The following is a 23,022-nucleotide window of genomic DNA, read 5'->3' as shown; positions in this document are numbered from 1 at the left end:
GGCTGCCATGCCTATCCGCAGCACGATCCCGGAAATTGTGAGAGATCAATGCGGGCGATGATCGACCGCAGCAGCTTGCGGGCCGAACGATAGAGGCGCCGTACGAGTGCCGGCATTCTCGCCGCGGGAAGATCAAGGCTTCCTGCGCCAAGACTGCTTGCATCGAGACTTCTCGTATCGAGACCTTTGGTATCAAGACGTTCGATATAATGCGACACGTGTTTCTCCCAGGCCATAGGGTCTTCTACCCTGCTGCTTCGGAGCCGCCTTGATCTGCCGCAAGGCGTTCCCGGCTAATAATCGCCCGGGTTCATGATCATCGGGCTCTTCGTATCGGCCGGCGCGAGCGCGCTGCTGGCGCTGTCACCCAAAAAGCGGTCGAGCGTTTCCTGGATCTTCTCCTTGACCACGTTGGGGCCGCGATCGCTCATTTCCGTGTGTTGCGCGCCGGTGTGGACGATGACGATACCGCGCGCCTTGGCTTCTTCCGGCGTCGGCAGCACGCCGGGATCGGTCACGAAATGTGGGTCCTTCGACCGGAACGACAAGATCTTCATGCCGTCGTTGAGCACGAAAGGCACCCTCAGATTGTCGAGCGTGATCACCTTCGACACCAGTTCCGGATGCTGATGGGCGACATACATGGAGACATCGCCGCCGTTGGAGTGGCCGACGAGGGTGATGTGGTCGTAATCGACGTTCTCCTGCTGCCGCTTCAATGTGTCCAGCACGAAGAGAATATTGGCCTCGCAGCGGATATAGACCTCGCGCCGACCGACATATTTCTGACCGACATGGGTCATCAGCGGCGGGGCGCTCGGCAGGTCCTGCTGGATGCTCGCAACCAGGTAACCGCGCGCGGCGAGCAAATTGGCAAGGAAGGAATACTCGGTCGCCTTGACTGTGTTGCCGTTGCTGATGACGGCGAGCGGGAGCTTCCAGAGACCGAGATTGGCCTTGGTCTCGTAATCGCGCCGTACCGCCAGCTCGACCGAGATCGGCCGTTGCCGCGAGGCGTCGAACAGCGCCAAAGTCTCATGGCGGATCGCGAACCGACTAACGACAAGATATTCCCCGGCGCCGAGGACGCACAGAAACGCCAGGATTGCAAACACCCTCTTCATGGCTTGGTCTCAAATCACGTTTGGCTGAACATGGATATTGGGGACTCCCGGATCGAGCGATCGTGAGCAGGTTACGGGATTAAATTTAGGCAACTCTGTGAGCAAGGCCGCAAAAGGGCCGCATGCCGGAGCGACTTGCGCAAACGACCGGGCGGCTAGAGGCAGCCCGACCCGCCGCGCTCGGGGCAGAGCCGGAATGCGCTCGACAGCGTGAACAGGAAGCGGGGGCTGCGGCGCTCATTGTCCAACGCCCGGTAGCTCAAAGGCACGGCCACGCCGAGATCGGCCTGAAGATCGTGGGGCAGGAAGAAGCGTACACCGGCTCCAGCCGACGTCAGCGAGAGGCCGTCGCTCAAACGGTAGCCGTCGTTCCAGACGACGCCGGCGTCGCCAAAAGCGTAGAGCTGATAACCGGTCCAGTAGCGGAAATTGAGCTTCTGGTCGAAGCGCAGTTCGAGCGAGCCGGCAAGGCCATTGTCACCACTGATTTCGGCCGCGCCATAGCCCCGCCCGAAGGCCGCGCCGCCGAGATAGAATTGCTGCGAGGTGAACAGCGGCCGCGACGCTGTCTGGCTTGCCGCGACGAGCTTGACCGACCAGGCGTCATTGAGCGTCTGGTAGCGCGTGAACCAGAGGTTCAGCACCGAGAAGTTCGAGGAGGCGCCCTCGCGCGACAACAGATCGTCGCCGAAATGCGAGGCGCCAAAGACGTCGAGGCCCTGGCGGTAGGTCAGAGTCGCGAAATTGGTGCCGCCGAAGTGATCCTGCAGCCTGTAGTCGGCGGTCAGGCCCGCAGTCCTGATGTGGTCGTTGTACCAGGGGCCGTAAAGGTCGTGCTCGGACACATTGCTGAAGGTCGCTGCCGCGGTCAGTGTGAGGGTGGAGGATTGTGATTGCAACGGAACGATGCCGGCCCGCAGCTCGAAGGCCTCGGTCGTCGTGATGTCGCTGTCGAGGCGGCGGGCATCGCCCGGTCGGACCGCGCTGTACAGGATGGAAGCGCCGAGGCGTACGCCGTCGACGCCAACGGGCGCGTCATATGATAGCCGCGCAAAGCCGAGCTCGCGAGGATCGTTGGCAATGCTCGACAGATTGACGGCCAGCGTGTCTCCGGGCGTGAGGTACGAATTGAACGCGCCGGTGGCATAGGTCTGCCACGGGCCGACCGAGGATGACCCGAGATTGTCCAGACCGAACGACGAAAAGACGTGCCAGGTCTTCAAATAGACGATGAGGCGGAAGCGGCCGGTGGCACCACCGATCTCCTCCAGCGCGGTGTCCGAGATCCGGACCCCCGGTCTGCCGTTGATCAGGAAGAGCTGGCGTTCGAGCGTTGCAAGGCGCGACGGCTGCTCGGCCAGAACCGGCCCGAGCATCGGCCTGACGCCAAACTGCTCGGCGCCGTCGCCTTTCAGCTCGGCCTCCACGATGGCGCCTTCGATCACCTGGATCCGGATCCGGCCGTCGGCAATGTCCTGCGGCGGCACGATCGCCCGGCTCAGATGGAAGCCGTCGGCGCGGTAGAGATCGCTGATCGCACCGGCGATCGCGGCGAGATCTGCCTTCGAGACTTTCTTGCCAAGATAGGGCTGGTAGACCGCGGCAACGCGATCGCGCGAGACGGCGTCGGCACCCCGGACGTCAACGCCGCGCAGGACGAATTGCGGCTTGGTATCGCCGCCCGTGTTGGGCTGGCTAACCGTCGGCAACCGGACCGGCGGACGGTTCAGCGTTTCCCGTTCGGTTTGGTTTTCAAAGTATTTCTCGGGCTGGCGCGGATCGAAACCCGGCTGGTTCGCCTGCTGAGCGAGTGCCTGGGGGATTCCCGCAAAAATCGATACCAGCAGCACTGACGCGGTAACGAAATGCCACATCGCCACGCGCGCGGCGAAACGTTCCCCGTAGTCCGACGGAGATGTTGCCACGGGGCGGTAAGAGTTCGTTAGCTGCATGATTTTTCTTAGTTTTTTATGGTCAATGATTGGTTAATGCCGCTCCTCCGCTGGCCGCTTCCTGCTAATCCTCTCTTGAGTGATATCGGATACCCCTCAGATCCGGCGGTAACGGGGACTGAGGATCGTCATGCTCGGCAGAATCGGAATGCGGCGCGCCTTCGTGGCGGCGCTGACCCTTGGAATGGCTTCCGGTGCATTCGCCCAGGAGGATGGCGTCTGGTCGATCAGCAAGGTGACCGGTGAGGCGTGGGTGGCGACCGACGGCGCACAACAGGTCTCGCTGAACCAGGAAGAGACGCTCAAGCCTGGCAATACCATCCGCACCGGCCGTAATGGTCGGGTGCTGCTCGTCCGTGGCGAGGAAACGATCCTGATCTCTCCCAACTCCGTGGTCGGCTTGCCGGCCGAGCAGAAGGAGGGGCTCTCGACCACCATCATCCAGCAGGCGGGTTCGATTCTGCTCGAAGTCGAGAAGCGCAACGTCAAGCATTTCGAGGTCGAGACGCCTTATCTCGCCGCCGTGGTCAAGGGGACGCAGTTCAGCGTCACGGTGGGTGCGCGCAGCACCAAGGTCGGCGTGCTCCGCGGCCAGGTCGAAGTCTCCGATTTCAGGACGGGACAGATTGCCCAGGTCATGCCGGGGCAAGCGGCCACCGTCTTTGAGCACGGCAAGCCCGGTCTCAGCCTAAGCGGTGCAGGGACGTTCAGTCCGATCGAGCACGGAAAGCCGCGCGCGCCGACAATCGACCGTGTGCCGGTGCCGAGATCAGGCCTGTCCGCGCCGCGCAATGCGGCGAACGGCCATGCCATTCACGCGCTCGGTCCAATCGACAAGGGGACTAAGGTAGCCGGCGCGCCGAAGCAATCGCATCAGGCGGCAGGAGGTCATGTTTCCAAGGCCGGCGTCGTGCGCATTTCGAGCTCGCTGGGCGAGGTCAAGCTGAACGTCCACAAGGTCACGCGCGGACTCGCCCACGGCGCCGTTGTTCCCGGCCAGGTCCGCAACGCGAACGCCAACGCAACTGTCGAGACAGTCTGGAGCGACAGCAAGACCAGCACGCCGGCGTCGAACAGCACCGTCCAGACTGCGGTGACGACAAGCGGTGTCGTCGCGGCAGGCAGCAACGGCTCGTCGAACCCAGGCGCCGCAATAGCGGCAGCGGTAGCCAACAACGGAAACGCCGGCGGCAACGGAAACTCCGGCAATGCCAACAATGGCAACGGCAATGGCGGCGGCAACGGCAATGGCAATAACGGCGCCACTGGCAATGGCTGGGCCAACAACGGAAACGGCAATGGCAATGGCGGCGGCCATGGCGGCGATGGCCGTGGCCACAACAGGCACTGAGGCAATTCCCAGGGGATGAGGGACGCACCCGTTGACGCGGGGGCGTGGGAGGATCGGGTGAGACGTTATCGGCCGCATATTCTTGTCGTGATCGCGCTTGCGATCGTGCTGTCCACGGGATGGCATGGTGCGCTTCGCAACGCGCTCACCGATCTGCGGTTCGCCTGGCAATCGCGTGACGCCAGCGGCAAGGTCGTCGTGGTGGCCATCGACGCACTATCCATCGATCAGATCGGAGTGTGGCCGTGGCCGCGTACGCTCCATGCGGAACTGCTGCGCAGGCTTGAGGCGGCGGGAGCGGGGGACATCGCATTCGACGTCGATTTCAGCACGCCCTCAGATCCGGGTTCCGACGAGGCCTTCGTCAAGGCCCTCCGCGATGCCGGCGGCTCGACGATCCTGTCGTCCTTCAAGCAGCCGACACCGAACGGCGGGGGGCCGCACGTCAATCGCCCCTTGAAGCCGTTCAGCAACCAGTCGTGGCCGGCCGTCGTGAACGTCGCAGTCGAATCCGACGGGCTGGTTCGCCGCTATCCCGTCGGCGAGAAGCTCGGCGATGCCTTGATGCCCTCGATGGCCGTCGTACTGGCCGGACAGGACGCCAACCGGCGGTCGCCCTTCCTGATCGATTTCAGCATTCGTGCGGCCTCGATTCCGAGCGTCTCCTATGTCGACGTGCTCCGCGGCGATCCTGCTGCTCTCGACAAGCTGAGAGACAAGAAGGTCATTATCGGCGCCACGGCGCTCGAGCTCGGTGATCGGTTCAGCATTCCTAACGGCAAGATCGTCTCGGGGCCGGTCCTTCAGGCGCTGGCTACGGAATCGATTCTCCAGGGCCGGATGCTGCGCTGGACGTCCGATATCGGCATGATCCTGGGCCTCGGTGTGATCTGCCTGCTCATGATGTATTCGTGGCGCCGCTTCGCGCCGGGAATACGCGTTGTAGCGCTCATTGCCGCCGGAGCAGCCGTCGAATTGGCGGCAATCTTCGTCCAGGCAAGATTGTCCCTCGTCATCGACACATCGCTCCTCCACATCGCGATCATCGCCTATCTGACAGCGATTGCGCTGGACGAAATCGATTTCCGCAGCCTACTCGGGCGCATCGCCGAGAGCCGCTTTCATCGCATCGCGATGTCGCTTGGCGACGGTCTCGTCTGCACCGACGAGGATCACAAGATCACGGTTTGGAATCCCGGCGCGAGCGCGATCTTCGGCTACACGCCGGCCGAGATGATCGGCCGCCCGTTCGAAACGCTGTGCGCTGTGCCGGCGGATGGCCATGCACGACCGTCCATGCACGACGCCGCGCGCCAGGCACTCCTGGTTCCCGGCGGAGCGGTCGTTGTCGAGTTCGAGGGCCGGCGCAAGAATGGTGAGACCTTCTCCGTCGAGGCGAGCTTCTCTGGCTGGCAGGGAACGGACGGCTTTCAATACGGTGCGATCCTGCGCGACATCTCGGTCCGCAAGCGCGAGGCCGAACGCGTCAAATATCTCGCCGAATACGACGCACTGACCGGTCTTGCCAATCGCAACACGCTGCATGCGCGCCTGGTCGGGATGATTGCGGACGCTGAACGACGGCCTCGCGAGGTCGCGTTGCTCGTGATCGGGCTTGACGGCTTCCAGCGCATCAACGACATGTGGGGACATTCGGCAGGAGATCTGGTGCTGCAGGCGGTCGCGGCTCGCCCGCGCGATCACGCCGGAGAAGGAGCGATCGTCGCCCGTCTCAGCGGAGATGAATTCGCCATTGCGCGCGAGGGCGCGGATGGCGGTGAGCCGGTCGTGGCGTTCGCCGAACGGATCGCGGGGGCTTTCGAGACACCGCTCACGACGGGCACGCGTCGGCACCGCGTCAGGATCAGCATCGGCGTCGCGGTCTATCCCGAAGGCGGGCAGGGCGCCGACGATCTTCTCAGCAATGGTCACCTGGCGCTCAGCAGGGCGAAGATGACGCGGCGTGGCAGCCATCTGATCTTCGAGGCTGCGATCAGGCAGGAGCTGGAGAACCGGCTGACGTTGGAGAGCGAGTTGGCGCTTGCCGCGGATCGCGGCGAGTTCGAACTGTTCTACCAGCCCCAGGTTCGCCTGATCGACGGCAGCCTGGTCGGGGCCGAAGCGCTCATCCGTTGGCGGCATCCCGTGCGCGGCTACGTCTCGCCGGGAGAGTTCATGCCGGTCGTCAACACCTCTGCCCTGTCCGAGCGGATCGCAAATTGGGTGATGGAGACGGCCTGCCGTCAGGCCCGTGCCTGGGAGCTCTCCGGCCGCAACGTGCGGGTCGCGATCAACCTCTCACCTTCGCAGCTTCAATCCGGCGATCTCGCGGATTCGGTTGCCGCGCTGCTCGAAACGTCCGGGCTCACAGCATCGCTTCTCGAGATCGAAGTCACGGAAGATATCCTGCTGCAGGACGAACGTCGCGTGCTCGCCATCTTCAAGCGGATTCAGGAGCTCGGCGTCCGCGTCCTGTTTGACGATTTTGGTACTGGTTACGCGAGCCTGAGCTATCTCAAGAAGTTTCCACTCGACGGGCTCAAGATCGACCGCTCGTTCGTGTTTGGTCTACTGGCCAATTCCGAAGACGCTGCCATCGTCAGCTCGACGATCGGCCTCAGCAAGCAGCTCGGTCTCACGGTCGTAGCGGAAGGCATTGAGAACAAAGCCACTGCCGACTTCCTGGTCAGCATGGGATGCGAGGAAGGGCAGGGATATTTCTTCGGCCGTCCGATGCCCGCCGAGGCCTTTGAAAAGCAATTCCTGGCAAGTGAGCTCGACGCGGTCAGCGCAGCCTGAGCAAGCGGGCCGGGTTTCTAGCGTCGGCGCGCGACCGCGACACCAAAGAGAAAAGCGACGAACAGGCTGGCAAGCGGAGCTTCGCGCGTGATGGCTGCAACGGTCGCGAGAGCCCCGCCAGGCTTCCGCGATTCCTCGACGACCGAGGTCAGACGATCGACAGCTGCATGCAGGCCTCCGGCGACTTCACCGATTGTCCGGGATACGTCCGTTGCCGCGTCGATGGCACGTTCGGCCACGCCTGGCGGGGAAGGGGATTGCGGTATCTCCGTGCTCAAGCGCGTGACCTCCAGTCCTGATGATGAAGACCGGCACCTTTGGCTATCCGCGCGAGCGCTCGTTTTGAACAGCGGGCCCGAAGACCTTTGGCTATCCGCGACAGGCGCCGTAGTTTAACGGCGGGTGCCGGCCTTGGATGAGCAATTCAGCGCGCGGGATTTTGTTCCTCCCGCAGTGGAGCCCCCGTGAAACGACGGAGGCGAATCTCTGTTAGGCTGGCTCAACGTTGTTGACGTCAGGAGGCAGCGGTGACCGATCGGACCACGACGGATCGAGCCCGGCGCATCGCCTTGCTGGGTGCTCCCATCGACATGGGGGCATCGCAGCGCGGCACCTTGATGGGCCCTGCGGCGCTGCGGACTGCGGGCCTTGCGACCCTGCTCGAAAGCTTGGACCTTGAGGTCGTCGACCACGGCGATCTTTCCGTCAGCGAGTTCCGGGACCTCACCGACAGGCCGCCCGAAAGAGCCAATCACTACCGCGAGATCCAGCGCTGGACGCGCGTTCTGAGCCGCAGAGGCTATGAGATCGCGAAGACCGGTGCGTTGCCGATCTTCCTTGGCGGCGATCACACGCTGTCCATGGGATCGGTCAATGCCATGGCGCGTCATTGGCAGGAGCGTGGACGGGAATTATTCGTTCTCTGGCTCGATGCCCATGCCGACTACAACACGCCGGAGACGACGATCACCGCGAATATGCACGGCATGTCCGCCGCGTTCCTGTGCGGCGAACCGGGCCTCGACGGCCTCCTTGGTGACGATCCCCGCGCGTCGATCGACCCGGACAGGCTGGACCTGTTCGGCGCGCGTTCGATCGACAAGCTTGAAAAGGAGCTGATGCGCGCGCGCCGGATCAGGGTCGTCGACATGCGCCAGATCGACGAGTTCGGCGTCGCCGTATTGATCCGGCGCGTCATCGAGCGCGTCAGGGCGAGCAACGGGGTGCTGCATGTCAGTTTCGACGTCGATTTCCTTGATCCGTGCGTGGCGCCAGGCGTCGGCACCACGGTGCCCCGTGGCGCGACCTATCGCGAGGCACACCTGATCATGGAGCTGTTGCACGATTCCGGCGTGGTCGGATCGGTCGATATCGTCGAGCTCAATCCGTTTCTGGATGAACGTGGTCGGACGGCGCGCACGGCTGTCGAGCTAATCGGCAGCCTGTTCGGCCAGCAGATCACCGACCGGCCGACGCCGAGCAACGCGATCGCGCCGGGCGAGTAGAGCGATCATGGTATTCTGCCATCTGGGGCGACGTGGCGGTGCCCGGAACATTCTTGCGATTGCCAAGTTTTCCCGATGCCCTTCCCCAAGGGTGACCCCGGTGGGCCCCAGCTCAATGCCCCCACATATCCCCCACGAGCTGGGGCCCCTTTTTCATAGTGAGTAGCAAGGGCGCCCGCCCACCCTCGCAGAGCGGTCTCCCGCGCGAGCCTTCAGACAAAGCTTCGAGGGTAAGCACGCAGACGGTCGGCCATCGATCGGCAAGTGCCGTTCTTCGGCGTCTGGCGAGCGAAAGCCCCCAATGAGATAGGCCGCGCCCATCCGGAGCGCGGCCTGCTTTGCGTCAAATCCGCCGCTCTCACCAATGGCGGTAGTGCCGATACACGTGCCGCCGAACGACCGGATAGGACCCGCCGTAATAGGCGTAGGCGGGGCGCACCACGCGGCGATAGCGATAGCCGTAGGAAACAGGCGCCGTGTAGTACGTGGTGGTGTAGCCGCCGCCCCAGCGATATGGCTCGTCGTAGCCGTAGTCGTAGGCGTAGGGGCCGCCATAATAGCCGGGGCCGCCGTAATAGCCGTAACCGGGTCCCCACCCGTAGGCAGAGGAGGCAAGCCCGCCGATGACCGCGCCTGCGACCAGGCCGCCGGCGATGCCCGGTCCCCAACCTCGCCAATGCGCCTGGGCGGGAGACGTTGCTGCGATCGAGCCCAGACCAAGCGAGCCGATCATCAGAGCTGACATTGCAATCTTCTTCATCGAGACACCTTTCACATGACATTGCTTCTGCCCCTGAATTAACGGGAAGAATAAGCAATGGTTGCTGCCGGTCCCTGGCGGCGAGGCGCATCGCGTTACGTGACAAATCGGGAAAAAGTGGAAACTTTACGAGTGGCTTGAGTTGGCAAGCGACTGGGACGTTTTCGGACTTGGACATGGTTGACGAAGTCGCTCTGAAGAAGGCCGCCGAGACCGCCTGGACGGTGTACCGGGCGCGGCACCCTGACGTCGATGCTCGCGACAGCCGTCGCTGTCTGTTGGAGCGCCACTTGCACAGGAGGTGGGAAGAGAGCGAGAGCGACGCGGAAGAGCTCGCCAGCTTCGGCATCGCCTACCTGCACCGGCTTCCCAGGGACGAATGTTGACGGGCATGAAGATGCTCATCGCCTGCGTGGCCCGCGGAAGCACGCGGCCGACCTGGACCCTGCTTGCGATTTCATCTGTCATCTCTGCGGTCATCGTAATCGCCTTGCGCATCTACTTCGGGGGCTAGATCGAGCAGCCAGATTGCGGCTCGGCTTCCGAGAAGCTCAATAGGGAACAAGTGGAACGTCCGGACGTTTTTGGGCGGGCATCCATTCGGATGCTGGCTCACTGGAGGAGACGATCGATGAAGACAATTTTGGCCGCAGCTCTGATCAGCAGCGCTCTGATCGGCGGCGCCGCGTTCGCGCAATCCCCCCCGCCCGCCAGCACGGCCGCGCCCGCGGCCACCGCACAGCCGGCGGACAAGATGATGCTGAAGGACAATTGGCGCGCCTCGAAGCTGATAGGCCTGAACGTCTATAACGAGGCCAACGAGAAGCTCGGCGACATCAACGAACTGCTGGTCGACAAGAGCGGCAAGATCAACGCGGTGGTGGTCGGCATCGGTGGCTTCCTGGGAATGGGCGAGCACGACATCGCCGTCTCGATGGACAAGCTGAAGTTCGTGGAAGAGCCGGTCAAGACCAGCTCGACCACCACTTCGACGACCCCGCGCGAGACGACAACCGGCGCGGCTTCGACCAACACCGCGAGCCGTAACACCAAGGATTGGGTCCCCGACCACGCCGTCATGAGCGGCAACAAGGAGCAGCTGAAGGCGCTCCCACAGTTCAAGTATTCGGACTACAACTGACAAGACGGAACGCTGTCGAGATCGAGGGCCTCCATCTGGAGGCCCTCTTTCTTTCAGAACGCCTCAGTGAGGACGGTCGAGCTGCGTGAGCCTCGCATCATCGACAAGATCAAATCAGACAGACGTGCACCCCAATTTTTGCGCGTCGCGGAATTTCGCCTCTGCGGGCCCAGTAAGCGCCGCCTAGTGTAAGGGGCTGCAATCCACCAGCTTGATCCTGCCGGCGGCATCAAACGCCAGAAGCGCACTCATGATGCCATTGCTTGTGACGTAAGAGATAACTGTTCCCCTGTCCGAGGGATTGAGGTCGTCCAACATTCCCGCCGGGTATTTTTTGAGGCGATCGATCCAATAGGCGCGAAGCGCCTCGCGGCCGGTGATGGTTTGGACGCCGGCGCAGCCGCAGTGCACCACCGCATCTTCGGCATGTAGCGCCATGATCGTTTCGAGATCACCCGCGCGGTAGGCATCGAGCCAGTCGACCGCCGCAGCCATTGGGTCAAACGAGATATTTGTCACTTCCGCGTCCAATCCGATTTAGGTCGAGGAACCAAATCGACGGATCTAATTTTAGTATCCCACCCGGCCACGGCCATATGCCGAAGGACATAGAGGACCGGGCCGAGGCAAAGTCGATGTTGGACGCGTCCGCCAGGGAAGGGATACTCAAACCTATCCGGCTAGTAATCGTCGATCGGCAGCCGATCGTTCTGCAGGGACTGAAGTCAGTCCTTGGGACCCAACAGGATTTCGACGTCGTCGCAGCGTCCAGCGACGGGGTAAGCTGCCTGGAAGCCATCAGGCGTTTGACACCCGACATCGCGCTGATTGCCGATACCCTGCCGGATCTGACGGCTGCCGAAATCCTCGCGATCGCAAAGGCTGAGAAGCTTTCCACGCGTCTGGTGTTCTTCACCGAGACCGAAGGCGCCTCCGATCTGACCGCGGCGATCGCGGCCGGCGCCTGCAGTGCGATCTCGAAATATGTCGCGCCCGCCAACATGCTGCACGCGCTGCGGTTGATGACGAAGAGCGGTGTCTCGCTGGAGCCAAGTGATCTCTCGCCAAAGCCCGATGACGCCGACGGCGGCAAGATCGAAAAGCTGCTCGAGCTGTTGACGGATCGGGAACGTCAGATTGCCCGGCTGGTGTCCGAGGGACTGTCGAACAAGGAGATTGCCCGCAAGCTGAACGTGTCGCAGGGGACTGTGAAAGTCCACCTCTACAACATCTTTCAGAAGCTTGAGATCACCAACCGCACGGTGCTGGCGACCATCGCGTTGTTGCAACGCACCTCGGCCTTCGGCGCACTCGCGCTGGCCTTCCTGGCGTTCGCTGTTGCGGATGAGCTCAAGGCTTCTGAAGCGAGCGACATGTTTCCGAACGCCGAAGGCGCCGGTCACGCCGGCGAGCACCCCGGCTATGAGGTCTGGAAAAAGGCCATTCTCCAGCGCCTCGTTGTCACGGACTCCCATGAGGCGCCGCAGTTCGCAGAGAGGCACTTTGTTGCCAAGGCGAGCGAGCGTACGAACCCGGCGGCGGCAATCGAAGCCCTGCGCGCGGCCGAGCAGTTCATGGGCGCCAAGCCTTGGAAAGACTACGCTCCTGTCGGGTCGATCACGCCGAATTTTGCAGCGCTCCTGCCGCAGCAAATGAGCGACGCGCGAATTGAAAGCGAGTCGTTCCCGCAACACCAATTCCCGCGGTTTGCAGCCAATCCGACCATTCATGATGGTTACGGCACTTTCGCAGCTCTCGCCGCGGCCTTGATCTACGCACTGAGCGAGTCTGATGCCGTAGCGAAGTCGCTCGATCCGGCGCACGCATCAATCGATAGCATCTGGGCAAGCCTCGGAGAAACGGCGACGACAAAACTGGCCGCCGTCAATCAGGCAGACAAATCAGCCCCGGATTCTCTCTCCCACGATTTTGGATTGCATTCCGTCTCTGTGACCAATGCCAGCGATATCGCGCAAGAAGGCGTTCAGGGCCACGCCGGTCCGGACGCCGCGGGCCTCAATCTTCAGAGATCCGCCGGCGTGTTGGTCTCAGGTCCCGATCCCAGTCCGGCCGGATTCAGCCGCGATCAGCTGATCGGTGGCAACGTCGAGGACTTGGTTTTTCGCACTCCGATCGATTCCAGGTCCGGCCCGTCCGACTCTGTCGTGGATGTCGCATCCGGGCCAGGCCGGCTCAATCTTGCGGCCTTCGGAGCGCTGGCCTGGCTGCATCTGACGGCAGCCGCCAAATCCATTCCGCCGCATACCCTCGCATGGGTCTACGATGCCGCGACCAATGAGACGATCGTGTATGTGAACACCACCGATCGCGTCCTTGATGTCGGAGATCGAGCCCTGATGGAAGTTCATCTGCAGGGGATCGTTTCCATTGCGGAGGCGGACGTCGTTCAGCCGGAAGGTGCCGCTGTCGCGGTCACGCTGGAGCAATTTGAACAAGCGCTGGCGTCGGCGGTCGCAACCGATGAGGCGGGGCTGATGACGGGCAGTCCTCATGTGGATCAGGGTTCGACCGGGTCGGCTGGAGTTTGGAGCGCTTTTGCCGACGGCGGGATGGGCTTCCAATTCGCACAAGTTCGGACGGGCTTCGAGACGTCGGGAAAGGCCAGCGCTTTCACGAGCGAGGCGCCGGATACGACGGACGTTAGCACCGGTGCGTCGAATGGATCGGTTCAGGGGCCATCAACTGCGCCCGGTCAGGGCGCATCCGTTCCAGTCGTTGAAAAGCTCAGCGCGAAGAGCGAGCCGATCAATGCGGGCAACGGCGCTCCTTCGACACCGCAGAACGAGTGGGTCCACCCTGGTCTCGCGTCTGCCGTGGATACCGGCGGTGGGAACTCCTTGCACGCTTCGGAGCCAGGAGCGCAAGAGCCTGCTCCACAATCGAATGAACCCGGCAACGGCGGCGGCAAGGGCGCCGAGCAGGAGGCTTCGGCCTCGAAGGAGACGGCAGAGTCGGCGGTCGAAAAACCATCACCGCCGGTGGAGCATGGCATCTCGGGACAGGGCGAGCACGCCGCCCCTGCCAATGCACAAGCAGCCGACGTCATTGTGGCCGGCGGCAGCCACACGCAACATGCGTCTGAGCAAGGGGCGTCGAAGGCGGCGGCCAGCGAAATGGCCGAGACGGGGGCCACAGCGCCCACCGGCATCGGCAATGACACTGACCCTGAGCCCCCGGCTTCGATTGATTCGGCGGACGCGAAAGCGGAAGTAGAGGCCGGCGGTGATCACGGCAACTCGGCACATGCGAGTTCTGCAAACGCGCAGGAAACAGACCAGAACGTCGTCACCGCGGACGGCGGACAGCATGGTCATTCGCCCGATCCAGGCAACGGCGTCGGCGATCAGCATTCGCCGGCGTCGGGCGATCCGGACAGCGCGCGAGCGGTAGAAAAAGGCGGCGGCGAAAACGGCAATTTGGGTCAACCCGCAGACGGACATGCGCAGCAGGCAGCGCATTCCGGTGCGGCTGGATCACAGACTGCCAAGCCGGCTGAGGTTGCATCTGCGAGTGGTGCAGACCACGAAGCGGTGTTCCGCTTCGGTGGCGAGGTCATTCCTTCCCCGCTCGCCACGATCGAGCCCAACGATCCTGGCGAACCGCACGCACCAATGAGCCAGAGCACGCGCCTCCAGATGATTGTCGAAGGCGTCTTCGTTGCCGCGAACGAACATGTGGTGGAGCAAAGCCATCAGGATCCGCATCACGGGCCTGCTCCCCATGATTGGCAGATCTGAATCGTCCATCCTCATCGAGTGTGGAGGAGTCTGCCCGGGTCCCATGTTGGAACCTGCTTGGCAAAAGCCGGAACCGGGAGGGGCGCCTTCGAGTTAACCTGCGATAGGAAAAACGGCGGCTCCCGAGATGAGTGGTCCTTTCGCGAGATCTTTGACGACCGCCCTGCGGCATCCCGGCGTGATCGCCCTGATCGTGGCGGCCGTGACGATCGCAGCCATGCTGATCGTCGATCACGGGCCGTGGAGCCGCGCCAAGACCCAGCCGGCGCATGTTGCGATGTATGCGACCACGGGCGAAGCGGCGCGGGCCGCCGGCGCCAAGGTGCTACCGACCGCTCCGAAATCGCCGATCGAGCCGACACGGGCGGGGCCCAAGACGTCCCCGACCGTGAATCCCGTGACGCCGTAGCCGCTCGACTCGTCCCGTCAGCTCTTGCGACCGTAGTTCAAAAGCCCGCCGCTGGTCTTCGGCGGATGGGCGCGCAGGGCTTCCTCGTTCGGTTCGGTGCCCCAGCCAGGGCGGTCCGGCACCACCAGATGACCGTTCTCGATCTCCGGCTCATGGGTGAAGAGCTCGCGATCCCAGGCGAGACGATCGATGTCGATTTCCATGATGCGCAGGTTCGGAACGGCGGCGCAGAAATGCGCGTTGGTCATCGAGCAGAGATGACCATAGAAATTGTGCGGAGCGACGTTGACCTCGAAGGCTTCCGCGGCGGCTGCGATCTTCATCGATTGCCAGACGCCGTTCCAGGGTGTGTCGATGATCGCGACGTCCGTGGCCTGCGCATGAAAATAGGGCAGGAATTCGCGCAAGGAGAGCAGCGTCTCGCAGGAGGAGATCGGATGCGGACTTTGCCTGCGGATGTAGCCGAGCGCTTCCGGACTAAAGCTGTCGATCTCGACCCAGAACATGTCGATGTCGGCTATGGTGCGCAGGATCTTCAGATAGCCTTCGGTCTTGGCGTTGAAGTTGCAGTCCAGGAGGATGTCGACGTCGGGGCCCGCACCGTCACGGATCGCCTCCAGATGCATGTGCAGGTCGCGCAGGATCTTGCGGTCGACGTTGATCTCGGGGACGAAGGGGGAGCCGAAGCCGGGGCGCCAGCCGGTCGGCTTGCCGTCGTCATAGGAAAAGATGTTGGTCTTGAGCGCGGTGAACTTCTTCTCGCGCACCTCGCGTCCCATCGCCTTGACCCCATCGAGGCTTTCGATCGGCGGCTTGTACCAGGACGGATGATTGATCCGCCATGTGGCGCAATGCGACCAGTAGACCCTGATGCGGTCGCGGATCTTGCCGCCGAGTAGCTCGTAGCAAGGCACGCCAAGACACTTCCCCTTGGCATCGAGCAGTGCATTCTCGATCGCCCCTAACGCCTGCGCCACCACGCCGCCGGCAGCGGGACGTGTCGCGGCGAACAGTTCGGAATAGATGCGCTCGTGTTGGAAGACGTTCTGCCCGATCACGCGGGCCGAGAGGCGCTGGATTGCAGCTCCGACGCCGGGCGAGCCAAAGCCCTCGTCGAACTCGCTCCAGCCGACGATGCCGTCCTCGGTCGTCAGCTTGACGAAATGGTAGTTTCTCCAGCCAGCATCGCAGGCGAGGATTTCGAGGTTTGTTGCTTTTGATGATTGAACCATGTCGCTCCCCGTCGCCCGGTCGGGCCTCTTTGGCGGACCGATCTGAAGCCGGGCCTGGCCGCATTGTTAGGGCAACCGAAGGCCGGCGTGAAGGGCGCGGCGACGCGGGCCGGGAGCACTCCGATGATGTTTCGCGTGGGCTCGTCAGCCGATCACGGACGAGCCGAGCAAGGCGAGGACGGCCAGCGCCATCAACGCGGTGCCGAGCCAGCCCAGCGCGATCAGCCATGACCGCGCCCTGAAGCGGCCCATGATCGCGCGGCTCGAGACGATCAACATCATCATCGCCATGATCGGCACGGCGACGATGCCGTTGAGCACCGCGCTCCACACCAGCATGTGGATGGAATCTATTCCCGTGAAGCCGAGGCCGAAGCCGATGATGGTTGCCGCGGCAATGATGGTGTAGAAGCCGACCGCCTCGTCGGGCTTGGCCTCCAGCGTCGCGCGCCAGCCGAAAATCTCGGCGACGCCATAAGCGGCCGAACCCGCCAGCACGGGGATGGCGAGCAGTCCCGTGCCGATGATGCCGGTCGCGAACAATGCGAAGGTGAAGTCCCCTGCAAGCGGTCGCAGCGCTTCGGCCGCCTCGGTCGCCGAATTGATCTTGGTGACGCCGTTGGCGTGCAGCACGGACGCCGTGGTCAGGATGATGAAGAAGGCGATGCCGTTGGACAGCAGCATGCCCGAGATGGTGTCGGTCTTGATGCGGTCGATCTCGTGCGTGCCGCCGCGCTTGAGCTCGCGAAGCGGCTTGTCGCGCGTGCCCTGGTTCATCTCCTCGACCTCCTGCGAGGCCTGCCAGAAGAACAGATACGGGCTGATGGTGGTGCCGAGCACGGCAACGACCATCATAAGATAGTCGGCGCTGACATTGGCCTCGGGCCACACCGCGGCGAGCAGCGCCGTGCTCCATGGGATCTTGACGGTGAAGGCGGTCGCGACGTAGGCGAACAGCGCCAGGGTGAGGAATTTCAGTACCGGCGAATAGCGGCGATAGGGCAGGAAGACCTGGAGCAGGGTCGAGCCCGCCGCGAAGATCAGCGCGTGCTCGTGGTTGACCCCGCCGATGACGAGCGAGAGCGCCTCGGCCATCGCGGCGATGTCGGCGGCGATGTTGAACGTGTTCGCGGCGACCAGCATGGCGACGAGGCCCAGCACCGCCCAGCGCGGTGCGACCTTCATGACATTGGCGGCGAGCCCCTTGCCGGTGACGCGGCCGATCTGCGCGCTGACGAGCTGGATGGCGATCATGAAGGGCGTGGTCAGAAACACCGTCCACAGCAGCCCGTAGCCGAATTGCGCGCCGGCCTGCGAGTAGGTGGCAATGCCCGACGGATCGTCGTCGGCAGCACCCGTGATCAGCCCTGGCCCCAGCCGTTGCAGCAGCGTCGGCGTGGATTTCGTCGGGGTGAGGGCGCTGTCGCTCATGGAAGGAGGCCTCGGTCGCAGACGGTGTGGTCATAGCAAATGCTAGAGCGGGAACGTAAGTTCCCTGCCGCAGCGAAGTCTTGCGATTTCTGAAAAGGCTAATTCAACTTGACCGCCGGGCAAAACAGGTGTAGATTGCCATCATCGCAACAACTCGATCACCGAACGGCGGCCCGGCGTTTGTCCGGTCCGGTCGGGGAATCTTGCTCGCCAGGGATGAAGGCTTGCGGCGCGTTGCTACTTGACGCTGACGAATGTGCCCCAGGCGGCAGCCAGCGCCGCGCCGGAAAAGACGATCAGCGGATTGTCGCAGAATGCGCCCCCATAGGTGCACATGGTGACGCCGAGCGAGCCGATCTCGTGATGACTCGCGGAGTAGAACAGTCCCGACAGCACCAGCAATGCAGCGGCGACGTAGTACATGACGGTCTCTCTCCCAAGCTTTCACGCTTGCTTCCGCGCAAGCGGGCCATGTCCCAGGATGGCGCGAAGAGATTTCGTTTCGCCAAATCCGCTTTGCTGCATTTAAGATAAAGTTTGACCTGTCGGGCAAAACACCGGCAAGATATCACGATGGGCGAGCTGCCGCATTGTGATGGTAGCTGGCCGCGACGATAAAAAAGGCCCCGCATGCGCGGGGCCTTTGTCGTGTCAGAGCGCCTATCGCCGCCCGCCGACGCCGTAGAGCTCGCGCTCCCGGCCGATATCCTCCGGAGACAAAGGCGGGCTCGCCGCATCGAAATCGGTCCAGCCGGTCTTCTGCCAGGCCGCGCTGCGGTCCTGCAGGTTCACGGACTTCTCGTGGAGCAGCGCATCGAGGCGCGCGCGGTCCTGGTCGGGCACGCGCGCGGACACCAGCGTGCCGCCGCGGCGAACGCCCTCGGCATAGCGCGAGGCATCTTCCTTGGAGACGCCGGCCTCCGTCAGGGCGCCGACGATTCCGCCCGTGGCCGCGCCGGCGGCTGCGCCGACGGCGGTCGAGGCCAGCCAGCCTGCCGCAACGACGGGCCCAAGGCCGGGGATCGCGAGCAGGCCGAGACCGGCGAGCAGACCGGCCGCGCCGCCGACACCGGCGCCGATGCCGGCACCGGTGCCGGCGCCTTCGGCGCGATCGTCGACGCCGTCGCGGTCACGGTCGACCTTGCCGCGCGACGAGCCGTACCAATTGTCCGAATTGTTGGCGACGATGCTGATGTCGGAGTGCGGCACGCCGGCGCTTTCGAGCCGGGTGACGGCCCGCTCGGCATCGGCGTAATTGTCGTAGAGGCGTGAGATGGTGATTGTCATTATTCTCTCCTGATTGCTTGGCGCGTTATCTTGCTCGTCGCTTGCGCGTTACTTCGCGGGATTGACGTTGCCCTGGAAGTCCAGGCTGACGTCGGTCTTGGTGCCGGCCTTGTCGGCCTTGCCGCGCCACACGCCCTGGTCGTCCTTGTGCAGGCCGGAGACGTTGGAATATCCGGCGCCCTCGATCCGCGACTTCGCCTGTCCCTCGGTGAAGCTGTTGCGGCCCTCGACCGGCTTGTTCGAGTTGTTCTGATCCGAGCTGTTGACGGCGTTGTTGCCCGGCCCGCTTTGCGCAGGCTGCGACTGCGCGCTTGCGGGCACCGCTCCGAGCAGCAAAAGGGTCGTTGCAAGTAGAGTGAGACGTCGCATGTTCTTGTTCTCCGGCAGTGAATGTGCCGGCGACAACAAGCGAGATTCGAATTGGTTGCGAAGCGCGAAGCTGCCGAGTGCCGCAGCCTTTCTCGGGCAAGATGGCCCACGCGCCTCGGAGAATTTAGGAACGTTTGCCGCTTTCTCTCGTTTGGGCGCGCACCAGTTACTTGGTCGACTGGGCTTCGGCTTGCGGCCGGGCGGGCTCCCAAGGTGCGGGAAGGATGACGCGGATGGGGCGAGCTTCACTGGCGCCCTGGGTGGCAGGCCGCGCCTGATCCTGGGCCGGCTCGGCCAGCGCCACCGAGATGAGCGCGATCAGCATCGCCAGCGAGGTCGTTACAAGTCTCACATCCAGCATCGCATCCTCCGGTCTGCGCACCAACGCGAGCCGTGGCGCTTGGTTCGGTTCGCCGTCGGGAACAAGTGGCAATTCTTCGAGTTTGTAGAAGACAGATCCGGACGACCGGGCTGCTGGAGGAGGACACGATGAAGATCAAGACCATCATTGCCGCTGCCGTGCTGACGTCGTTTGCGGCGCCTGCGTTTGCGCAGGCGTTCTACGTGGTGCAGGACGTCAAGACCAAGAAGTGCACGATCACGGAATCGAAGCCGACCACCACGGAGACGACGGTCGTCAGCGGCGACACCGTCTACAAGACCCGGGCTGAAGCCGAGGCCGGCATGAAGACCGTCAAGGTCTGCACGTCGAACTGAGGAGAAGATCGATGCCGGTCCTTCTGCTTTGGGCCGTTCCGGCCGTCATCGTTCTCGGCGGCGGCGTCTATCTGATCGGCCACATGCACTGAGGCGACAATCGGCGTCGCAGACCTGCGATGCCGAGCTTTCGAGGGAGGCCGCGCAAGCGGCAAGCAGAAGCCCGCCTGGAGCGATCCGCGCGGGCTTTTGACGTTGAGAATTGGCAGAGGCGGCTCAGCCCGACGAAACCCGGCTGAAACAATGCTGAAACCCGATTGTCCTGAACTCCGCGCGCCCGGGCCTCGACCAACGGAGCGAAAAGGAGATCATCATGATTCAAGTCGGTTCGAAGGAAGAGGTCGCGCTCTTGCTGGCGCTGTTCGGCACTCACACCCAGCCCGTGAAGCGCCCGCAGCCGAAATCGCAGCAAAGGTGAGAGGCTGAAATCCATGCCTGGTCTGGCCGAATGCCAGAGCCTGCTCAGGCTCCTGATCGCCAGGGGCGATCCCAAGGGCATCCCGCTCGCCAAGGGCGCCATCGATGACTTTCTGAACACTGCGCCGCGCAGCGCCCGCGGGCGCGGCCTGCGCGTGCTGCAGCGCGACGCACTCGACCAGCATGATGTCGCGGTCGGCGTGCAGCGCTCGTTCGCCGAGACGGTGGACGCCTATATCGAAGGCAAGCTCGCCGAGGAGTAGGGAAGACCACGCGATTCTGCGGGTCTGGATCTGCCCGGACCAGTCCCCGGCCCGGTTCCCGGAACATGTTGATGCCCCTGATTTTTTGTTCGGCTAGCAACTTTTGCTCGCGCCGCGCCTAATAGGCGAAAAGGATGCGAGCTATGCCGCGATATTACTTCGATCTCCGGGACGACAAGGGAATTGCGCCTGACGAGGAAGGGCTGGAATTATCAAGCCCGCGCGCGGTTCAGGCCGAGGCCGCCAAATCCGTGGCCGACTTTGCGCGCGACGCGATCTTGTCCGCGCCGCCTTCCGGCGGCAGGCAAACGATGGCGATCGACGTTCGCGATGACAAGGGGCCTGTCATGCAGGTGACGTTCGCGTTTGCGCTCGAGACGTTCACGCCGCGAGCGCCTCGTCGCGATCATTGACGCGTCAGTGTCGGCGGGAATGGCCTCGCCGATGGCGGGGAGGATTGCTCGGAGTCCAGCACGGCGATCTTGCGGCCGAGCTGCCAGACTTCGACCTTGCCGTGTCGCGTGAACTGCTGTGCGAAGATAAGGGCTGCGTCGTCGGACGAAGCTTCGAACGCTTCGGCGGAGCGGAAGACGCCGTCTTCGCCGACGAGGTAAGCGCGATATTGCTGTGTCATGTCGGTGCCCTCAGGCCGGGTGAGCGCAGCCAGGCATCGATCTGCATGGCCGTTTCGTCCTGCCGCGCCCGGCGCAGCAGCATCTCGCGGCGGCGTCCCGGCGCGAGCGCGCGCGCCTCTTCGCGGCAACGTGCGGCTTCATCCGCGAGCCTGTCGTTGAGTGTGGTGGTCTGTTTGAAACGACGGCGCTTCAGCATGGCGGTGCTCCCTCGTTGGAGTGGGGGCGGGAGCGCAACTGGCGTTCTCATCACCGATACTTGCCACGGGCCTTGCGGTGATGGATTAACCCTACGCCCGGCCCGGCGGGGAGTCAGTATCTTTTGATACGGTGCACGAATTATTTTCGGGCGCTCTTCCTGCGCCTTTTGAGCCACTTACTCACCTTTAGCCGCGCGACCATCTACGTTCACTTTTGAACCAAAACCACCCCAGGCTGTTGGCAGGACATCACCGGCCGAGGCTTTCGTGCGTAGGCGCTGGTGGCTGAGAGACCGAGCGCGCTCCCGCCTGCAATGCGAAGGGAGCACGTCGGATGCGTGTCTATCGGCCGTTGCCCGCCGATCACGAGCAGGTGGAGTTCGCGCGACAAGGCGTGCGCGAGGCCCGCGAGCTGCTGAAGCAGCCGCCGCCCGATACGTTTCTGGGACGCAAGACCCACGAGCCCTTCCCGGAAGACCCCGACGCTACGCCGAGCGAGGCGCCTTGACCGTCAGCGCAATGGCGATGGTCGGCGGTAGGCCGGCTTGAAGCGTGCGCGTGGTTGCCCCTCCAGCCGCTGTCGTAACCAAAACGTCGGTTGACGATGTTCTCTTTTTGTTCTATGTAAGCGATGCTTCAACCTTTGGGCGAGTACCCGTCGGTGCTCCGCCTGCGAAAAATTCCGCGGGGCAGTCGATGAGTAGCGCGCTTCTCGCTTTGGTCTTATTGGACAATCCGGCGACGCCGGACATGTCAGCGGTTGCCAAGGCCCTTCACGCCCGGCATCCGGAGTTGGCGACGGAGGCGATCGGGGACGGACGTACGCAGCAGGCGCAGGCAAACTCGCCGCTCATTCGCTGCGGTAACGAGCTTGTTGCCGTCATGTCGATGCCGGCCCCCATTCCGCAGGATCAGGGGCTGTGGGCGCGCGCTGCCACGAATTGGCCGGAGAGCAAGGCGGTGGCCGTCCGGCATCGTGGTCATCTGATCGTATCGATGCTCGGAAAGAGCGAGCAGCCGCTGGTCTCCGCACGCATGACGACCGCGGTGATCGGTGCTTTGATTGCGACGATGCCGGAAGTTTGCGGCGTCGTGTGGGCCGGCGGGGTCGCGCGCCCCGCCGATCTCTGGCTCGATATGTCCCGCGATTCCTTCGCACCGTTTCCTGACTATCCCTTCACGCTCTGGATCGACATTCTTCCGTATCGGTCAGGTGACAAGATCGGCGCGGTCACGATGGGACTGTCCGCCTTTGTCGGCCGCGAGATCGAGTTCGTGACCGGCAAGCTCACGCTGCCGGCGTTGTTCGACAAGGTGGCCGGCCTTTCCGTCTATCTGATCGAGCATGGCAGCGTGGTGAAGGACGGCGACACGATCGGGGCAAGTGCGAGCGAGCGGATCCAGGTGCGTCACAAGAACTCCGATGCTTTTGGTGGGCTGCCGGTGTTTTACTGTGTGGATGAGTTCAAGCACTGATGCCGATGCGCGACTTACGATCGGGACTTGCCGCCAGAGTCATTGCTCGAATTCGAACGTTTGACACGTCGGGCAAGACACCGGCAGAATGGCATTATCGAAGGAGTCCGATGCAAGCTCGCGGGATGCCGCGGGCTTTATTGTTGTGCGGAAGTCTTGAGGGCTTTCAAGCTCTGAGAAGCGCGTGAGCCGCGCGATA

26 protein-coding genes are annotated in these 23,022 nt (G+C 63.3%); 12 read left to right on the top strand and 14 right to left on the bottom strand.

The annotated features are described in order from the left end of the window. Nucleotides 1–11: 11 nt before the first annotated feature. The 3 genes from X268_RS22540 to X268_RS22530 form a co-directional block, all read right to left on the bottom strand. Nucleotides 12–218: a hypothetical protein gene (locus X268_RS22540; RefSeq protein WP_128926957.1), complete on the bottom strand. Its 207-nt coding sequence runs from the start codon at nt 216–218 to the stop codon at nt 12–14. A 75-nt stretch (nt 219–293) separates the two neighbouring features. Then, the gene (locus tag X268_RS22535; protein WP_128926956.1) at nt 294–1,124 is read right to left on the bottom strand and encodes an alpha/beta fold hydrolase; all 831 of its coding nucleotides are present in this window, start codon (nt 1,122–1,124) and stop codon (nt 294–296) included. 155 nt (nt 1,125–1,279) lie between these two features. Next, nucleotides 1,280–3,076 carry a ShlB/FhaC/HecB family hemolysin secretion/activation protein gene (locus X268_RS22530; RefSeq protein WP_128926955.1) on the bottom strand — a complete coding sequence of 599 codons (1,797 nt, stop codon included), beginning with the start codon at nt 3,074–3,076 and terminating at the stop codon, nt 1,280–1,282. Between the two features lie 130 nt (nt 3,077–3,206). Between X268_RS22530 and X268_RS22525 the strand changes: the two genes are divergently transcribed. Together X268_RS22525 and X268_RS22520 are read left to right on the top strand one after the other, a co-directional pair. Next, the gene (locus X268_RS22525) at nt 3,207–4,427 is read left to right on the top strand and encodes a FecR domain-containing protein (RefSeq protein WP_128926954.1); all 1,221 of its coding nucleotides are present in this window, start codon (nt 3,207–3,209) and stop codon (nt 4,425–4,427) included. 57 nt (nt 4,428–4,484) lie between these two features. Beyond that, nucleotides 4,485–7,226 carry an EAL domain-containing protein gene (locus tag X268_RS22520; RefSeq protein WP_164937867.1) on the top strand — a complete coding sequence of 914 codons (2,742 nt, stop codon included), beginning with the start codon at nt 4,485–4,487 and terminating at the stop codon, nt 7,224–7,226. 17 nt (nt 7,227–7,243) lie between these two features. Here the strand turns inward: X268_RS22520 and X268_RS22515 are convergent, their stop codons facing one another. Further along, the gene (locus X268_RS22515; RefSeq protein WP_128926952.1) at nt 7,244–7,504 is read right to left on the bottom strand and encodes a hypothetical protein; all 261 of its coding nucleotides are present in this window, start codon (nt 7,502–7,504) and stop codon (nt 7,244–7,246) included. A 249-nt stretch (nt 7,505–7,753) separates the two neighbouring features. Here X268_RS22515 and rocF point away from each other — a divergent pair, with 249 nt between their 5' ends. Then, the gene (rocF, locus tag X268_RS22510) at nt 7,754–8,731 is read left to right on the top strand and encodes an arginase (RefSeq protein WP_128926951.1); all 978 of its coding nucleotides are present in this window, start codon (nt 7,754–7,756) and stop codon (nt 8,729–8,731) included. Between the two features lie 358 nt (nt 8,732–9,089). Here rocF and X268_RS22505 read toward each other — a convergent pair whose 3' ends face one another. Continuing rightward, the gene (locus X268_RS22505) at nt 9,090–9,476 is read right to left on the bottom strand and encodes a hypothetical protein (RefSeq protein ID WP_245477606.1); all 387 of its coding nucleotides are present in this window, start codon (nt 9,474–9,476) and stop codon (nt 9,090–9,092) included. 191 nt (nt 9,477–9,667) lie between these two features. Here X268_RS22505 and X268_RS22500 point away from each other — a divergent pair, with 191 nt between their 5' ends. Further along, nucleotides 9,668–9,877, top strand: a complete 210-nt coding sequence (locus X268_RS22500; RefSeq protein WP_128926950.1) for a hypothetical protein — start codon at nt 9,668–9,670, stop codon at nt 9,875–9,877. 245 nt (nt 9,878–10,122) lie between these two features. After that, nucleotides 10,123–10,632, top strand: a complete 510-nt coding sequence (locus X268_RS22495) for a PRC-barrel domain-containing protein (protein WP_128926949.1) — start codon at nt 10,123–10,125, stop codon at nt 10,630–10,632. A gap of 183 nt (nt 10,633–10,815) precedes the next feature. On the opposite strand, the gene X268_RS22490 is transcribed toward X268_RS22495, so the two are convergent. Further along, nucleotides 10,816–11,151, bottom strand: coding sequence for a nuclear transport factor 2 family protein (locus tag X268_RS22490; protein ID WP_245477603.1), 336 nt, complete (start codon nt 11,149–11,151; stop codon nt 10,816–10,818). A 77-nt stretch (nt 11,152–11,228) separates the two neighbouring features. Between X268_RS22490 and X268_RS22485 the strand changes: the two genes are divergently transcribed. Both X268_RS22485 and X268_RS22480 read left to right on the top strand, forming a co-directional pair. Then, nucleotides 11,229–14,390, top strand: coding sequence for a LuxR C-terminal-related transcriptional regulator (locus X268_RS22485; RefSeq protein ID WP_128926948.1), 3,162 nt, complete (start codon nt 11,229–11,231; stop codon nt 14,388–14,390). A gap of 127 nt (nt 14,391–14,517) precedes the next feature. Then, nucleotides 14,518–14,799 carry a hypothetical protein gene (locus tag X268_RS22480; protein ID WP_128926947.1) on the top strand — a complete coding sequence of 94 codons (282 nt, stop codon included), beginning with the start codon at nt 14,518–14,520 and terminating at the stop codon, nt 14,797–14,799. Between the two features lie 17 nt (nt 14,800–14,816). On the opposite strand, the gene X268_RS22475 is transcribed toward X268_RS22480, so the two are convergent. The 6 genes from X268_RS22475 to X268_RS22450 all read right to left on the bottom strand — a co-directional run bounded on the left by X268_RS22475 (nt 14,817) and on the right by X268_RS22450 (nt 19,479). Next, nucleotides 14,817–16,031: a mandelate racemase/muconate lactonizing enzyme family protein gene (locus X268_RS22475; RefSeq protein ID WP_128926946.1), complete on the bottom strand. Its 1,215-nt coding sequence runs from the start codon at nt 16,029–16,031 to the stop codon at nt 14,817–14,819. Between the two features lie 144 nt (nt 16,032–16,175). Further along, the gene (locus X268_RS22470; RefSeq protein ID WP_128926945.1) at nt 16,176–17,462 is read right to left on the bottom strand and encodes an NRAMP family divalent metal transporter; all 1,287 of its coding nucleotides are present in this window, start codon (nt 17,460–17,462) and stop codon (nt 16,176–16,178) included. Nucleotides 17,463–17,699: 237 nt separating this feature from the next. Further along, nucleotides 17,700–17,885, bottom strand: coding sequence for a hypothetical protein (locus X268_RS22465; protein ID WP_128926944.1), 186 nt, complete (start codon nt 17,883–17,885; stop codon nt 17,700–17,702). Nucleotides 17,886–18,122: 237 nt separating this feature from the next. Beyond that, complete coding sequence (locus tag X268_RS22460; RefSeq protein WP_128926943.1) at nt 18,123–18,749, bottom strand: general stress protein; 627 nt, start codon at nt 18,747–18,749, stop codon at nt 18,123–18,125. Between the two features lie 48 nt (nt 18,750–18,797). Continuing rightward, the gene (locus tag X268_RS22455; RefSeq protein ID WP_128926942.1) at nt 18,798–19,118 is read right to left on the bottom strand and encodes a hypothetical protein; all 321 of its coding nucleotides are present in this window, start codon (nt 19,116–19,118) and stop codon (nt 18,798–18,800) included. 166 nt (nt 19,119–19,284) lie between these two features. Further along, entirely contained in the window at nt 19,285–19,479 is a 195-nt protein-coding gene (locus X268_RS22450; protein WP_128926941.1) for a hypothetical protein, read from the bottom strand. A gap of 128 nt (nt 19,480–19,607) precedes the next feature. Here X268_RS22450 and X268_RS22445 point away from each other — a divergent pair, with 128 nt between their 5' ends. The 3 genes from X268_RS22445 to X268_RS22435 all read left to right on the top strand — a co-directional run bounded on the left by X268_RS22445 (nt 19,608) and on the right by X268_RS22435 (nt 20,928). After that, nucleotides 19,608–19,835, top strand: a complete 228-nt coding sequence (locus X268_RS22445) for a hypothetical protein (RefSeq protein ID WP_128926940.1) — start codon at nt 19,608–19,610, stop codon at nt 19,833–19,835. Nucleotides 19,836–20,266: 431 nt separating this feature from the next. Beyond that, nucleotides 20,267–20,515 (top strand): hypothetical protein, encoded by a 249-nt coding sequence (locus X268_RS22440; protein ID WP_128926939.1) that lies wholly within the window; start codon nt 20,267–20,269, stop codon nt 20,513–20,515. 143 nt (nt 20,516–20,658) lie between these two features. Continuing rightward, on the top strand, nt 20,659–20,928 hold the full coding sequence (locus X268_RS22435; RefSeq protein WP_128926938.1) for a DUF6894 family protein: 270 nt from the start codon (nt 20,659–20,661) through the stop codon (nt 20,926–20,928). Here X268_RS22435 and X268_RS22430 read toward each other — a convergent pair. Continuing rightward, entirely contained in the window at nt 20,922–21,149 is a 228-nt protein-coding gene (locus tag X268_RS22430) for a hypothetical protein (protein WP_128926937.1), read from the bottom strand. The two genes, X268_RS22435 and X268_RS22430, sit on opposite strands and share 7 nt — an antisense overlap. Beyond that, nucleotides 21,146–21,346 carry a hypothetical protein gene (locus X268_RS22425; protein ID WP_128926936.1) on the bottom strand — a complete coding sequence of 67 codons (201 nt, stop codon included), beginning with the start codon at nt 21,344–21,346 and terminating at the stop codon, nt 21,146–21,148. The genes X268_RS22430 and X268_RS22425 overlap by 4 nt, the downstream gene beginning before the upstream one ends. 335 nt (nt 21,347–21,681) lie before the next feature. Between X268_RS22425 and X268_RS39595 the strand changes: the two genes are divergently transcribed. Together X268_RS39595 and X268_RS22420 are read left to right on the top strand one after the other, a co-directional pair. Beyond that, nucleotides 21,682–21,855, top strand: a complete 174-nt coding sequence (locus X268_RS39595) for a hypothetical protein (protein ID WP_164937865.1) — start codon at nt 21,682–21,684, stop codon at nt 21,853–21,855. Nucleotides 21,856–22,043: 188 nt separating this feature from the next. Continuing rightward, nucleotides 22,044–22,823 carry a DUF4261 domain-containing protein gene (locus X268_RS22420; protein ID WP_128926935.1) on the top strand — a complete coding sequence of 260 codons (780 nt, stop codon included), beginning with the start codon at nt 22,044–22,046 and terminating at the stop codon, nt 22,821–22,823. Nucleotides 22,824–23,022 lie beyond the last annotated feature (199 nt).

Origin of the sequence: Bradyrhizobium guangxiense, from assembly GCF_004114915.1 — a bacterium.
Lineage (GTDB): Bacteria > Pseudomonadota > Alphaproteobacteria > Rhizobiales > Xanthobacteraceae > Bradyrhizobium > Bradyrhizobium guangxiense.
This window is presented reverse-complemented; position numbering and strand designations above follow the sequence as displayed.